The following is a 12669-nucleotide window of genomic DNA, read 5'->3' on the forward strand; positions in this document are numbered from 1 at the left end:
ATTCTGGCGCTCCGCCCGATCGCTGGCAACCTCGTCAGCCAGCAGTGCCGCTCAACGCGATGCCGCCGCCATAAAACGCGGGAGGTTCGGCGATGGAGACTCCATTCCCGCCTGGGCGAACGGCCAGAGGAGCGAGATTGCTTTCGCCCATTCAGCTGCGACCTCGCGGCCGAGCGCGCCTGTCAGGTGATCGAAGTGATAGACGCGGTGCAGCCTCCGCCAGCTGGCAGTCCACTCCTCCAATTCCCACGCTCCGCCCAGCGCCGACTGGATCTCTGCCGTGTGGGGCGTGATCCGTGCAGCCCATGCCTCGTTCTGTTCGGCGCGGCCTTCAAAGTGCAGGCCGACCTCGATGAGTGATCGCGAGGGCTGGGGTTGCAGCTCGAAGTGGGCTGCCGGTGTGTCCCAGTAGAACTGCAGGACCGTCCACATCACACGGCGCTGAGGCCGCGGGACCGACTCGCCGAGTGTAGCGAGGGTGAGGTCTTCCGTGTAAAAGAGCCACTCGCGGGCCTTCATCCGGCCGTCTTTGGTGGGCATGGCGCCCAGTGTAGGCAAACCGGTTTGCAAGTGACCAGTTGTTACACTGGGCATCGATGCGCCGCACGAAGATCGTCTGCACGCTTGGCCCAGCTTCGCTCCAACCCGAGACCATCGCCGCCATGATCCGGGCCGGGATGGATGTCGCCCGACTGAACACGAGCCACGGCACGCTGGAAGAGCACGTGGAGTCGGTACACGTGGTGCGAGAGGTTTCCGGCCGGCTCGGCAAGCCCGTCGCGGTGCTCATGGACCTGAGCGGTCCCAAGTTACGGACCGGGGACACCGAATCAGGGCGACTGATCGAACTTTCGCCGGGCCGCGAACTCAGACTGACGAATCGAGCGGTCGCCGGCAACGAACATCTCCTCTCGGTGGAGTATCCGAGGCTCACGGAAGACGTCATGGCGGGCGAACGGATCCTTCTCGACGACGGCAAGCTGGAGCTCGAAGTGTTGCGCTCATCGCCGGAAGGGCTGGACTGCCGGGTCATCACGGGCGGGCTGCTGGGGCCTCACAAGGGCGTCAGCTTCCCGGCGACGAACCTGACGACGCCGGCACTCACCGAGCGTGATCGGGAGTGCATCCAGGCGGGCCTGAGGGCCGGCGTGGACTACTTCGGCCTGAGCTTCGTGCGCGACGCGGCCGACATAGCGAGGACCCGGGAGTATGTCGGGAGCCTGGGAGAAGACGTGCCGATCATCGCGAAGATTGAGCGCCGGCAGGCGGTCGAGAACCTCGATGCAGTGCTCGCCGAAGCCGATGGGGCGATGGTTGCCCGCGGCGACCTGGGGGTGGAGTTGCCTCCGGAGGACGTGCCTGTGCAACAGCGCCGGATCATCGCCGCCGCAGCCCGGAACCAGATCCCGGTAATCACGGCAACCCAGATGCTCGAATCGATGATCGACTCGCCGCGCCCGACCCGGGCGGAGGCCTCAGATGTCGCGAATGCCGTCTGGGAGTTGTGCGACGCCGTGATGTTGAGTGGCGAAACCGCGACCGGGAACTACCCCGTCGAATCGGTGGCGATGATGGACCGCATCATCCGGCGAGCCGAGGCGGCGACGGCCGAGTTCGAGCGCGATGTGCTGGCGCCGCCGGAAACCGATGACCATTCGCTGGTCGTCGCGCTTGCCGCTCGCCGGATCGTAGAGTCCGACCCGAACATGAAGGCCGTTGTCTGCTTCACAAACAGCGGCTACACCGCGCTACTGCTGAGCAAGGTGCATCCCAACGCACCGATCTATGCGATTTCGCCACACGAGACGGTGACGCGGCGGCTGGCTCTCGCCCGCGGGGTCATCCCGCTGTGCAGTGACCTCGTCGGCTCATCCGAGGAATTGTTGCGATCGGTCGACCAGCTCCTGACGGAACGCCAGCACGTGGCCGACGGCGAGGAGGTCGTCGTGGTGGCGAGTCTCCCGGTGAGTGCCCATGGCACGACCAACTTCCTGAAGTTGCACAGGATCGGAGAGTCGACGCGGTACGGGGTGTGAAGCGGGGGTCTGCCTACGCGGCCAGGGAATCCATCCGCGGTTGCTCGCGGCGCCGCAGCGGCTTCATCTCTTCGAGGTCCCGGAGGACATCGGTGGCGTAGAGGGACTCGAGGTCGTACTGGTGGACGCGGGCGGTGACGGCGAGGTCCAGCATCTGGTGCCCGTCGCTGACGGAGATAGTCCCGGGCACTCGCTTCAAGTAGATGTACGACTGTTCGAGCGTGCATTCGACGAGGACGACACAGAAGCGCGCGCCACCGAGGTGGGCGAGGAAGTCGGAGCTGCGCGTTAGCCGCTTCAAGACTTCGACAAGGGCGTTGACGCCACGGTCGGCGAAGTCATCGCCGCGCCGTTCGCGCACGTCTTCGATGGTCTCTAGCGAGAGCTGAATAAGGACGAACGGGGCGCTATGTGCCCGTGCGCGCGGCATTTCGCGTCGCAACTCGGCGAGCACGTAGTTGCGGTTGGGGAGGTTGTGGAACTCGCTCAGGTAGGCGGCGCCATGCAGCTTGTTCGAGACGCGGCGCCAACTGCGGTGACCGAGCCAGCCCATGAGGAAGAGGTTGACGTTCACTATCGCGAACAGGCAGAAGAACGCCGCAGCGACGACGACATTCGAGACGGAAGGATTCCGGAGGGTCCCGGCGACCTGCAACGTCAGGACGACGCCCCAGCCAATGAGCAGCGCAAAACGCAATGCGTGTTTGCGCATGTCCTTGCCGGGCTGTTCCGGGGCTGCGGGCTCCAGTTCATTCCGCTTCATACATTGTCCTCACTAACGGATATCGGCTGGGAGGTAGCGGAACATCAGGCCGCGCCGGCTTCTTGGGCTGGATCGGCTTCAGCACCCAGTTCGCCACGATGCGGCGCATACCACTGGGGAGGGCGGGCAGTAACGTGCAGCAAGAACGCCCGGGCCTTTTCTTCGACGGTGGCCATGCCGCCATGCACCTTGCCGATCGCGAGATCGACCGCCGGCGGCAGCGCCACAACCGCCTTCCGTGCTTCATCCCGCGTGAAGTCGAACCCGCAGGCGAGCCCTTCGCGGTTGCACGCGAGGTCGGCAGCGGCGACCAGGTCACCCATCGATACGATCCCGTGCACTCCCTTCGCTGGGTGGTGATCGCGGATCGCGGAGATCAGGGACTCGGGGAACTTCCACCGCTGGCTGAGCCGGGAACCAACATGTTCGTGGCCAATCTCAAAGACGGCGAGTTCGGCTTCGCGGTACTTCATGTTCTCGTGGTTTACGAGGTCCACCACCTCGCCGAAGAGTTGCGGCTCGGCAAGCATCATGGCGAGCTTCCCGACGTCGTGGAGTACGCCGGCGGTGAACGCATCTTCGGGCCGCGATATGCGCGTTTCGCGGGCGATAAGTTCCGCCACGAGACCGACGCTAACGGAGTGTGCCCAGAACAAGTCCTGGTCGAACCCGCCACGCTCCAGGTCTGGGACGCGGAAGGCATCGATGATTGCCGAGGAGATCGCGACTGAGCGGACCGTCCGCATTCCGAGGAGGATGACGGCCTCGCGCACGTTGGAGATCCTCCGGGCGTAGCCGTAATAGGCGGAGTTCGAGAGCTTGAGGAGCTTCGCCGTGAGGGCCTGGTCGGAACTGATGACGGTGGCGAGATCCATGGCGGCGGAACGCTCGTCCTCGGCGAGCTGGATGGCCTTGGTCGCCACGCTCTTCAACGGTGTCAGGTCCGTGGTCCGGTTGACGATCAGGCGCAGCCGGTTGCGGGCATCCATGCCCAATGAGGTGGGTTCGGTGGTCATGCGGCACTCCTGCGCTCATCGCTGTCGTGGTTGACTACTCGGTTGCGGCCAGCCCGCTTGGCTGCGTAAAGCCGGTCATCGGCAATGCGCAGGGCGTCGTTCAGGCTATCGGCACAGGTAGGGAGCGTGGCAACCCCGGCCGAGACGGTGATCGACACATGGATGTCGTCGCTGATGACCAGGCGTGACCGCTCGATGGCGACACGTACGCGTTCCGCGAAGCCGGAGACCGCAGCGAGGTCGGCTCCGGGGAGGAAGGCAACGAACTCCTCACCCCCAAAACGGCCCACGATGTCGTGCGCGCGGGCAACTCGCCGCATCACCGTGGCAAGCGTCGCGAGCACGCGGTCACCTACGAGGTGTCCGTACGAATCGTTCACCGACTTGAACTGGTCCAGGTCGAAGAGTGCCACGCCAAAGGGTTCGCGTTCCAGACCGGAGGAAAGGAGCGCATCTTCTGCCGCCTCGACGGCGCTACCGCGGCGCAGGAGTCCGGTGAGCTGGTCATGTTTGGCGAGGTGGTCGAGTTCCGACACGAGGTGGTTGAGCTGGGTGTTGTTTCGCCGAAGTGCATCTTCGATCTGGCGGACACCGGAGTGATCGCGGATGTAGAAGATCGTGCCGATTGGGCACCCATAACGGTCCTTCATCACAGCAGCCGAGACAGCGGCGGAGAATGCTGCGCCGCCCTTTCGAACCGCCGGAATCTCGTAGTTCGATACCTGGCCGTGGCTCCCAAGCTCGCGCCGAAGGGACTGGAACGCCTGCTCATCCCCGAGCAGCAGCCGGTAGCTGTGCCCCATCACCTCGACCGGGCGGTAGCCGAACATGGCCTCGCTTGCGCCCGCATAGAGGGCGATGTCGCCTTCCTCGTTGGTCGCGAGGACGCCATCCGGACAGGCGAACAGCATGAGCTGGAGCAAGTCCGGATCGGTCAGGAGTGCGATGAAGTCGGTCTGGGCAGCCAACAAGTCTCCCGCCACGGGCACGATTTCTCCATGGTTATCGGCCCGAGGCGTCACGTTGATGAGGAGGAAACGGATGACCCAGGGCTGACGGGGTCTAATTCGACTGCGGCGCGCTCGGGAGGGAGTGGCAGGCTGGCTTCCTCCACCGTGAACTGGGGCCATCCGGCGCGCACTCCCGGGTTAAGCGCCGGTGACGGAATCCGGGTGAATCCAATCGCGCTCAAATGTTCTCGCGATAGCTTCACGCTGAAGTTCTTTTCGAAGGTGAGCTGCGATGGCTGAGTACCGCAACGAAGATGCCTCGACCGCGGCCGAGCGGAGGCGACGCCTCTGGCAGTCGCGGAAGGTGCGGTCGAAGGCCGGCCTGGTGGGCCTGAGTTCCGCGGCGATCCTCTCGGTCTATGCCGCAGGGTTCGTCCGTACCTCCGCGGGGGATAGCGTGGCAGCCAATGCGGCTATCGCTGAGGCGCTCGCGACGACCGCCCCAACGAGCACGGCGACCGCCACTCGCTCGGGGACCACCCCGGCGACGGCAGCCACCCCGACCCTCCCGCCGGCGACCGCCACGACTTCAACCGGCACGACCGCAGCGGGCTACCGGGACGGCAGTTACACCGGCACCGGTTCGAGCCGCCACGGTAGCATCGGCGTCACGGTCGTCGTTAGCGGCGGAAGGATCGTTTCCGCCGAGATCACGAGCTGCCAGACGAAGTATCCCTGCTCCAAGGTGTCCTCCCTGCCCGCCCAGGTCATCACTCGCCAGTCGGCCAGCGTGAACTCCATCTCGGGGGCGACCGACAGTTCCAGGGCGTATGCGAGCGCGGTCGCGGCGGCACTGGCGAAGGCGCAGGGCTGATGGCCGCGAGGGCCGGCCGTCAGTCAACCGCGCGCAGCCTGACCCGGCGCCGGGTTGCGATGGACACGATCGTGAGCATCGAGGCGGTATCGGCGGAGGGACAAAGCGACATCGACGCCCGCATCGCGGCAGGATTCGCCTGGTTCACCGAGGTCGAAGCACGTTGCAGCCGGTTCGACCGAAAGAGCGAACTCAGCCGCCTCTGCGACTGCCCAGGAGTCGCCGTGCCGGTCTCCCCATTGCTGTTTCGCGCCATCGAGTTCGCGCTCGCTGTCGCCGCAGACTCGGGTGGCGCGTTCGATCCTACGGTGGGCGATGCCATGGCCCGTGCGGGATTCAGCCGAAACTACCAGGACGGAAGAGCGAACGATGCCCGGTCGGCGGCGCCGTGCTCGTTCCGCGACGTGCTCCTCAGCCCGGCGGGGTGCGAAGTGACGCTTCGTAGGCCGCTGACACTGGACCTCGGGGCGGTCGCGAAGGGACTTGCCATCGACCTCGCCGCGCAAGAGCTGTCCGGCATCGACGGATTCCTGATCAACGCCGGTGGGGATATCTATGCCGGGGGAATGAACCCGGACGGCCATCCGTGGGTCATCGGGGTCAGCGATCCCCGTGAGTTCGACTCGCTGGCGGCGCGTTTTTCAGTTTCCGGCGCGGCGGTCTGCACGTCCGGTGATTATGAACGCGCATCGGCGGTGAACCCCGCCGACCACCACATTCTCCAACCGGCCAACGGCCGGGCGGCAGCCGGGGTAGCGAGTGTCACGGTGGTCGCTCCGACCGCCATGGCGGCCGACGCGCTGGCGACGGCGGCCTTCGTCCTCGGGCCGCGCGAGGGGATCGCGTTCCTGGAGGCGAACGGCGCCGATGGCCTGGCCATCACGCCGACCGGTGAGCGATTCGAAACACCGGGCCTGAAGGGGTACCTCGAATGAATGCTATTTCGGTGCAGCCGGTTGTTGACATGCGGAAGGTCCGGCGTGCGGTGAGAAGCCCGAAGGGCAACCTGGTCCTGGTCCTCGGGGCGATCGCGGTGATCGCTCTCACCACGGAGGATGCCAGCCACGCGATCCCCACCGTCATGAACGCAGTGGGCGCCGCGACGCTCGCTGACATCATCATCCAGCGGATCGAGCGCGGAATCTGGGTTTTCCCACGGCGGGAATCCTGTCCGGGCTGATCGTGGCTCTGCTCCTGAGCCCGTTCGACGCGGGAATGATCGCACCAGCGACGGCAGTCCTCGCGATCACGAGCAAGCACCTCTTTCGCGTGCGGCTGGCGAACGTCTTTAACCCGGCGGCGCTGGCGCTCGTCCTTGCGGCCGTCCTGTTCGATGCGGGCCATAGCTGGTGGGGCGCGCTTCCCGAACTCGGATGGGGAGGTGCGCTGATCATCGGTGCGGCGGGTTGGTACACGGCCGACCGGATCAACAAGTTGCCGATGGTGCTGACATTTCTTGGCATGTTCTACGCGCTCGCGACGGCGGCGAGCTTTGTCGATGAGCCATCGGACTTCGCGAGCCTCTTCCGCGCGCCGGACCTGCAGGCAGCGCTGTTCTTCGCCTTCTTCATGCTCGACGACCCGCCAACGTCGCCCGTGAAGTATCGCGACCAGGCCGTGTTCGGCGTACTGGTGGCCGTGGCCGCGTTCGCCGGTTTCGAAGCGTTCGGATGGTTGTACTACCTGCTGGCCGGGCTGCTCATCGGAAACGCCTGGTGGGCGGCTTTACGGACCTATCGGTCACGGACGCGGCGTTCAGGCGCCTCGCCGGCCGGCGAGGGCCGCCCGGTGCACGCCACGCTTCAAGCCACGGCTGACCGCCGATTGTAGACGCAAACGGTCATGGCGGGATTGGCGGCGCTGATGACGAACGTAATGGGCAGCCGCTTCAGGCGGCTCTCCGGAGGATCGGCGGGGCACGAGGCGTCAAGTCCCCGTATCGCCAGGTAACCCTGCAGGATGTATCCCGGTGAAACGTCCTCGGACACGGTGAATGTCGAATAGAACGTCGGACCCCAGGAACGCCCCGGGGCCGTCTCGCGCAGGCCGGTGAATCGCCACGCACCAAACGGATGCGTGGCACTCCCGCTAAAGGCATTTCGGTCGTCTCGCACGTTGGTCACAACCTTCTTCACGGTTATGCATCGAGTCGACGGTGCGGGTTCAGTCATCTTTCGTGCCGCGCCGTCCGGCCTCCACCGAGCTCCCGGAAGCGGCACTCCTGCGCGCTGTTCGATTTTGTAGGTCTGTATCCAGCCGTCCCAGGAACCGGGGATCGACGACAAGCCTGAACGATGGAAGAGCACACCGGCGCCAGCGCCGCCGGAGCTGGTACCCCGCCAATAGACCGTACCCGGCGAAGGCGTGGCCGTGGAAAAGCCTTCGCCGGGCGCCGTCGTTGATGCGGTCATTCCTCCCAGGAGGCTCCACCGCGTTTGATAGAGCTGCTCGTTGATCTTCACGTTGCTCAGCGCGATGAGGACCAATTCCGTGCTGCCACCAAATTCGGCGCGGGTATCCCAGGTGCCATCGCAGTAGTGGCTCGCTACGTAGGACATCTCGTGGGCGGACGCATGGCCCGGGAAAGCCAGCATGAAGCTGAGCGTGGCAATGAGTGCCATCAGCAAGAGGGCGGCGCGAGGCGGGCTCGCGGGCTGTTCCCGCATGGACAGGTGCGACGACATGACGGAATCCTCCAAGCGGCCGTTTGTCGGGCCGGTCCATCGCCATGACGCACAGGATGAGGTCCGTCTTACAGGGCTTCCTCTCGCGCGCGGCGCCCCCGGGAGCGCCGCGCCAGGCTGACGCCGCGTGGCGGGGCGCCAAACGATGGGCACGGGCATGAATCTGCGGGCTCGGCGAAGCAAGCTTGGTCGGACTTTCCCACGCACTGGGCCCAACCCGGCGTTACACTGGCAGCACCCTCGCCACGGGGACATGCCGCGATGAACCCACCCGAAGACCTCCCGGCGGGCCTGTCCGCCCTTCCACCTATCGATGCAGAAATCCTGATCATCGTGAACGACTCGCCGGGCTGCCGGGCGGAACTCGTGAGCGAACGGGTCTTCCTCTCGGTGGCCGCTGCCCGCCAGCGCATCGCGCGCCTCGAAGCACTGGGGTTTGTCGCCCATCAGACCGAGCGGCGCGGAACGCCAGGACGCCCGGAACACCGGTACGTCGTTACTGCATCGGGCCGGGAGCTGTTCTCGCAGGGGCGAGCGTCGACCCTGCTCTCGGTGCTGTCCCTCCTCCACCGGGACCACCCGTCCGCGTATGCCGACGTGCTGGCGTCACTGCCCGAGCACTTCCGCCGAAACGGACCGGACCCGGCACCGATCGAAGCGATGGCTATCGAGGCCCGTACCGAGAGCCTGCTCCCGTGGATCCGGAGATACGGCCACCGGGTGTCGATGGCGTGGGATGGCGCCGCAGGGTGTCTCAGCGTCACGTATTGTGCCGCGCTCGAAGCGGCGACGCAGCATCCCGGCATCTGCGAGGCGGAGCGTGGCTGGCTCGCATCCTACTTCCCGGAAATGGAAGTGACGCTCGACGAGACGCTAGCCACGGGCGGCCGGCGGTGCCAGTTCCGGCTTTCCCCGATCGACCCGGATCATCAGCCGAAATAGCGAGCGAACCGGGTCACAACTTTCCGGTCAGCCGGGCGCGCTCAAGCGTCACTTCGTAGAGGCGCGCGGTCGCCGCATCGATCATGACCCCACCGGCGTTCGCGGCGCCGGTCCCGGCTGCCTCCGCCTCCCGAACCTGGTTGATGACCCGCTGGGCTCGCTGGATCTCGGAATCCGTCGGCGAATACACATCGTTCGCAATCGGCACCTGGGCGGGATGGATAGCCCACTTGCCGACGGCCCCGAGGGCCGAGGCCCAGGTCGCCTCACGGCGATAGCCGGTTTCGTCCCGGAAGTCGGCGAACGGACCATCTATCGCGTCGAGCCCGTTGGCACGGGCCGCGACGATCATGCGATTCCGGTGGTAGCTCCACGGGTCGCCGGGGTACTTCCCCTCGCCCTGTCCATGGAGGCTCAGACGCATCCCCTGGCTCGCCGAGAAGTCACCGAAGCCGAGGATAAGCGCCTCAATCCGCGGGCAGCAGGCAGCAATCTCCTCGACCCGGGCGAGCGCCTCGGTCTCTTCGATCAGGAGTTCGAGGCCGATCCTTCCCTCCTCCAATCCGAGCTGGCCTTCGAGCTGGGTGAGCAGTGTGTCGACGAACCAGACGTCTCGAGCGGATTTGGGTTTGGGGACGATGATGACATCGATGTTTTTGCCGGCGCCGGTCACCACTTCGACCAGGTCCTCGAAGCACCAGTGCGTGTGGGTGCCATTGATCCGGACCGCGCGCGTCTTCGTCCCCCAGTCGAGGGTATTCAGACCCTCGATGATGAACTTCCTGGCGGGCACTTTCTCGTTCGGCGAGACGGCGTCTTCGAGGTCAAGGAAGACCAGGTCGGCATTGCTTGCTGCGGCGCCGGCGATCATCTTGGGGTTCGATCCGGGCGTGGAGAGTTCGGAGCGTCGGAGTCGAGTCGGGCGGGTCATGGGTTCTCCTGTCGGTCGATTTCCGCGAACACCTCGGCGTTGTGTTCGCCAAGCTTTGGAGGCCTCCGGTAGATGCCGGACGGGGTAGCGGTGAAGTGGATAGGACTATTCGGCAGGACGACCGGGCGATCGCTACCGGGGTGGTCAACTGCGACCAGCATCTGGCGGGCATGGAGGTGGGGATCAGTGAAGAGTGCCTCGGCATCGTTCACAGGCCCGACCGGGACGGCACCGCCGAGCAGTTCGATGACTTCGTGCGTGGCCCGGGCCCGAGTCCAGCCGGAGACGACCTCTTTCACAAAGGCGGCGTTGGCCACGCGGTCCTTGTTACTGATGGTTCGCGGGTCGTGGATGAGGTCCGGCCGGTCGATGTGGGCGCAGAGGAGGGCCCAGTGGTTCTGCGTCGGCGCGGCGATGGCACAGTAGCCGTCGGCGGTCTGGTAAACGTCGAACGGGGTCAGTTGCGGGTGGCTGTTGCCCAGCGGCTTCGTGACGGTGCCCGCGTAGGTGTAGCGGTAGACGGCCGCCTCACAGAGGGCGGTCACCGCATCGACCATGCCGACATCGAGGAACTGGCCCTCACCGGTGAGCTTCGCGTGGAGCAGTGCGCTGACGATGCCGAGGGCGGCAACGGTGCCGGGGTAGAGGTCGCCGACGCTGGCGCCAACCTTGAGGACCTGGCCTTCTTCCGTGCCGGTCATGCTGACGATGCCGCCCATCGCCTGGGCGACGACATCGTAGGAAGGCCATTCCGCGTAGGGACTCGCGCCGGTGCGTGGGTCGCCGAAGCCGCGGATCGCTGCGTATACCAGCCGGGGGTTCCGCAGATGGAGCGTCTCGTAGCCAAAGCCGAGCTTCTCCATGATGCCAACCCGGAAGTTCTCGACAACCGCGTCAGCGCCGTCGATGAGGGCGAGGATCTTTTCATGGGTCGCGCTGTCCTTGAGGTCGACCATGACGCCGCGCTTGTTCCGATTGATGCTGGCGAAGTAGCCGCCGAAGGCGCGCTCGGTGTCTCCTTCCGGATACGGTTCCGAATAGCGGCTGAAGTCGCCTTCGGGCGGCTCGATCTTGATGACGTCCGCCCCGAGGTCGGCGAGGAGCATGGTGCAGAAGGGGCCGGCCAGTGCGCGAGTGAAGTCGACGATACGGATCCCTGCGAGGGGCCCGGTTGGGCCCGCCGCCATCGGCGCGGCGTTTTCGTGCGCCTTGCGGTAGTCCGGTCGCTCGCTCACCGTTCCGCCCAATGCGAGCGGCGCTTGATAAGGACGGAGCGTTCGCCTTCGAACACGACTTTCCCGTCCTGGTTCAGACCCCGGTGGGCGAAGCGGACAATTCCGGCATCCGGTCGATCGCTTTCCCGGGTCTCGAGCACTTCGCTGAAGGCGTAGAGCGTGTCGCCGTGGTGGACTGAGACGCGGAAGCGGATCCCGGTCATCCCGAGTTCGGCCAGCGCCTGTTCGCCGGTGTCCTGCATGGCCAACCCGATGACCATGGACGCGGTCACACCGCCGAAGACGATGCGCTGACCCATTGGGCCCTTCGCCATCTGGTCCTCGTTGAAGTGTCCCTGGGCGGTGTTCATCACCATATTGGTGATGAGGACGCCGTCCATCTCCGTCACGGTCTTGCCGCGGGCATGTTCGTACTTCTTCCCAACTTCGAAGTCCTCGAAGTAGTTGTCATTGCCGGTGAGAGAGGAGATGGGACCGGGCATGTTCGCCTCCGGGAGTGGGCGGCATTCTACCAAGGAACGCCCGGATGGAGACGTGTGTTACGCGAAGACTTCGCAACCAGCGGCTTCTGCGGCGCCGCGGAGACGGCGATCAAGCGTCGCGAGCGGAATTCCCTCGCGGAGCGCCACATGAAGATAGGCCGCGTCGTACGCACTCAGGCCATGAGACGACGCTATCCACGCGACGTCACTCAGGACTTCGTCGAGGGACAGCTCAGCGAAGGAGAGCGGAAGCTCTTTCAGGAGGACACGAGCACGGCTCGCCTGCGATTCGTTCAGCCGGCCGTGACGCTGACGAGCAACCAGGGCGTTAGCAACCTCGAACTGCCAGATGAAGGGCGCGACGAGCGCCCCGTCCTCACCGAGCCGATCGAAGAGGTGCTGGGCGAAGTCGCTCCCTTCGTCTGGGAAGCTCCACGCCAGCGCCACCGAAGCATCAAGGGCTACGCGCATCAGTACCGGCGGCCCTCTTCTATGAGCTCCCGTATCGAGGGGCCGCCCGGCTCTTGGGCAGCCCGCAGCTCCCGGAATGCCTCCTTCAGCTGGGAGTTCGAACGAGCTCTTGGCCTGGCCACGCCTTCGAGTCGCGCCACAGGCTTCCCATGCCTGGTAATCGTGATCGTCTCGCCGCGCTCAACTTCATCGAGCAGGCGGGGCAGATGCGTCTTGGCTTCGTAAACTCCGACCGTCTTCATTTCATCATTCTGGCCTGTTCTGGTCTGACCTGTCCAGACCAGA

Annotated in this window: 16 protein-coding genes; 6 read left to right on the forward strand and 10 right to left on the reverse strand. The window is 65.4% G+C overall.

Going from position 1 to position 12669, the window contains the following annotated elements; genetic code table 11:
* Positions 1–51: 51 nt before the first annotated feature.
* Positions 52–540 (reverse strand): hypothetical protein, encoded by a 489-nt coding sequence (locus IPG14_RS12090; protein WP_343391998.1) that lies wholly within the window; start codon positions 538–540, stop codon positions 52–54.
* Between the two features lie 56 nt (positions 541–596).
* On the opposite strand from IPG14_RS12090, the gene pyk reads away from it, so the two are divergent.
* Entirely contained in the window at positions 597–2036 is a 1440-nt protein-coding gene (gene pyk, locus IPG14_RS12095; protein WP_343391999.1) for a pyruvate kinase, read from the forward strand.
* A gap of 13 nt (positions 2037–2049) precedes the next feature.
* Here pyk and IPG14_RS12100 read toward each other — a convergent pair whose 3' ends face one another.
* Genes IPG14_RS12100 through IPG14_RS12110 form a run of 3 tightly spaced genes read right to left on the reverse strand, consistent with a single transcriptional unit; the run spans position 2050 to position 4804 of the window.
* Positions 2050–2799, reverse strand: coding sequence for a diguanylate cyclase (locus tag IPG14_RS12100; RefSeq protein ID WP_343386684.1), 750 nt, complete (start codon positions 2797–2799; stop codon positions 2050–2052).
* A 44-nt stretch (positions 2800–2843) separates the two neighbouring features.
* Positions 2844–3815 carry an HDOD domain-containing protein gene (locus IPG14_RS12105; protein WP_343386685.1) on the reverse strand — a complete coding sequence of 324 codons (972 nt, stop codon included), beginning with the start codon at positions 3813–3815 and terminating at the stop codon, positions 2844–2846.
* Positions 3812–4804 (reverse strand): GGDEF domain-containing protein, encoded by a 993-nt coding sequence (locus IPG14_RS12110; RefSeq protein WP_343392000.1) that lies wholly within the window; start codon positions 4802–4804, stop codon positions 3812–3814. The genes IPG14_RS12105 and IPG14_RS12110 overlap by 4 nt, the downstream gene beginning before the upstream one ends.
* 253 nt (positions 4805–5057) lie before the next feature.
* Between IPG14_RS12110 and IPG14_RS12115 the strand changes: the two genes are divergently transcribed.
* The 4 genes from IPG14_RS12115 to IPG14_RS12130 are packed head-to-tail and all read left to right on the forward strand — an operon-like array spanning position 5058 to position 7469.
* Positions 5058–5639: an FMN-binding protein gene (locus IPG14_RS12115; RefSeq protein WP_343392001.1), complete on the forward strand. Its 582-nt coding sequence runs from the start codon at positions 5058–5060 to the stop codon at positions 5637–5639.
* Positions 5639–6574, forward strand: coding sequence for an FAD:protein FMN transferase (locus IPG14_RS12120; RefSeq protein WP_343392002.1), 936 nt, complete (start codon positions 5639–5641; stop codon positions 6572–6574). Before IPG14_RS12115 ends, IPG14_RS12120 begins: the two co-directional genes overlap by 1 nt.
* A complete protein-coding gene (locus tag IPG14_RS12125) occupies positions 6571–6819 on the forward strand; it encodes a hypothetical protein (RefSeq protein WP_343392003.1) in 249 nt (82 codons plus the stop codon). The genes IPG14_RS12120 and IPG14_RS12125 overlap by 4 nt, the downstream gene beginning before the upstream one ends.
* Before the next feature lie 2 nt (positions 6820–6821).
* Positions 6822–7469 (forward strand): hypothetical protein, encoded by a 648-nt coding sequence (locus IPG14_RS12130; RefSeq protein WP_343392004.1) that lies wholly within the window; start codon positions 6822–6824, stop codon positions 7467–7469.
* Here IPG14_RS12130 and IPG14_RS12135 read toward each other — a convergent pair.
* The gene (locus IPG14_RS12135; RefSeq protein WP_343392005.1) at positions 7442–8323 is read right to left on the reverse strand and encodes a hypothetical protein; all 882 of its coding nucleotides are present in this window, start codon (positions 8321–8323) and stop codon (positions 7442–7444) included. The two genes, IPG14_RS12130 and IPG14_RS12135, sit on opposite strands and share 28 nt — an antisense overlap.
* Before the next feature lie 261 nt (positions 8324–8584).
* Between IPG14_RS12135 and IPG14_RS12140 the strand changes: the two genes are divergently transcribed.
* A complete protein-coding gene (locus tag IPG14_RS12140; protein ID WP_343387639.1) occupies positions 8585–9265 on the forward strand; it encodes a hypothetical protein in 681 nt (226 codons plus the stop codon).
* Between the two features lie 13 nt (positions 9266–9278).
* Here IPG14_RS12140 and IPG14_RS12145 read toward each other — a convergent pair whose 3' ends face one another.
* The 5 genes from IPG14_RS12145 to IPG14_RS12165 are packed head-to-tail and all read right to left on the reverse strand — an operon-like array spanning position 9279 to position 12626.
* A complete protein-coding gene (locus IPG14_RS12145; protein ID WP_343392006.1) occupies positions 9279–10196 on the reverse strand; it encodes a CoA ester lyase in 918 nt (305 codons plus the stop codon).
* Positions 10193–11431: a CoA transferase gene (locus IPG14_RS12150; protein WP_343386693.1), complete on the reverse strand. Its 1239-nt coding sequence runs from the start codon at positions 11429–11431 to the stop codon at positions 10193–10195. The genes IPG14_RS12145 and IPG14_RS12150 overlap by 4 nt, the downstream gene beginning before the upstream one ends.
* On the reverse strand, positions 11428–11913 hold the full coding sequence (locus tag IPG14_RS12155; protein ID WP_343392007.1) for a MaoC family dehydratase: 486 nt from the start codon (positions 11911–11913) through the stop codon (positions 11428–11430). The genes IPG14_RS12150 and IPG14_RS12155 overlap by 4 nt, the downstream gene beginning before the upstream one ends.
* A 57-nt stretch (positions 11914–11970) precedes the next feature.
* Positions 11971–12384, reverse strand: a complete 414-nt coding sequence (locus IPG14_RS12160) for a type II toxin-antitoxin system VapC family toxin (RefSeq protein WP_343386695.1) — start codon at positions 12382–12384, stop codon at positions 11971–11973.
* Positions 12384–12626 (reverse strand): type II toxin-antitoxin system prevent-host-death family antitoxin, encoded by a 243-nt coding sequence (locus IPG14_RS12165; RefSeq protein WP_343386696.1) that lies wholly within the window; start codon positions 12624–12626, stop codon positions 12384–12386. The genes IPG14_RS12160 and IPG14_RS12165 overlap by 1 nt, the downstream gene beginning before the upstream one ends.
* Positions 12627–12669 lie beyond the last annotated feature (43 nt).

Origin of the sequence: Candidatus Amarobacter glycogenicus (assembly GCF_016704105.1) — a bacterium.
GTDB lineage: Bacteria > Chloroflexota > Dehalococcoidia > Tepidiformales > Tepidiformaceae > Amarobacter > Amarobacter glycogenicus.

Coding starts and splice junctions, on each gene's coding strand:
- IPG14_RS12105 (WP_343386685.1), bottom strand. CDS start 3,815: ATGACCACCGAACCCACCTCATTGGGCATGGATGCCCGCAACCGGCTG.
- IPG14_RS12165 (WP_343386696.1), bottom strand. CDS start 12,626: ATGAAGACGGTCGGAGTTTACGAAGCCAAGACGCATCTGCCCCGCCTG.
- IPG14_RS12120 (WP_343392002.1), top strand. CDS start 5,639: ATGGCCGCGAGGGCCGGCCGTCAGTCAACCGCGCGCAGCCTGACCCGG.
- IPG14_RS12155 (WP_343392007.1), bottom strand. CDS start 11,913: ATGCCCGGTCCCATCTCCTCTCTCACCGGCAATGACAACTACTTCGAG.
- pyk (WP_343391999.1), top strand. CDS start 597: ATGCGCCGCACGAAGATCGTCTGCACGCTTGGCCCAGCTTCGCTCCAA.
- IPG14_RS12100 (WP_343386684.1), bottom strand. CDS start 2,799: ATGAAGCGGAATGAACTGGAGCCCGCAGCCCCGGAACAGCCCGGCAAG.
- IPG14_RS12135 (WP_343392005.1), bottom strand. CDS start 8,323: ATGTCGTCGCACCTGTCCATGCGGGAACAGCCCGCGAGCCCGCCTCGC.
- IPG14_RS12125 (WP_343392003.1), top strand. CDS start 6,571: ATGAATGCTATTTCGGTGCAGCCGGTTGTTGACATGCGGAAGGTCCGG.
- IPG14_RS12090 (WP_343391998.1), bottom strand. CDS start 540: ATGCCCACCAAAGACGGCCGGATGAAGGCCCGCGAGTGGCTCTTTTAC.
- IPG14_RS12140 (WP_343387639.1), top strand. CDS start 8,585: ATGAACCCACCCGAAGACCTCCCGGCGGGCCTGTCCGCCCTTCCACCT.
- IPG14_RS12145 (WP_343392006.1), bottom strand. CDS start 10,196: ATGACCCGCCCGACTCGACTCCGACGCTCCGAACTCTCCACGCCCGGA.
- IPG14_RS12160 (WP_343386695.1), bottom strand. CDS start 12,384: ATGCGCGTAGCCCTTGATGCTTCGGTGGCGCTGGCGTGGAGCTTCCCA.
- IPG14_RS12115 (WP_343392001.1), top strand. CDS start 5,058: ATGGCTGAGTACCGCAACGAAGATGCCTCGACCGCGGCCGAGCGGAGG.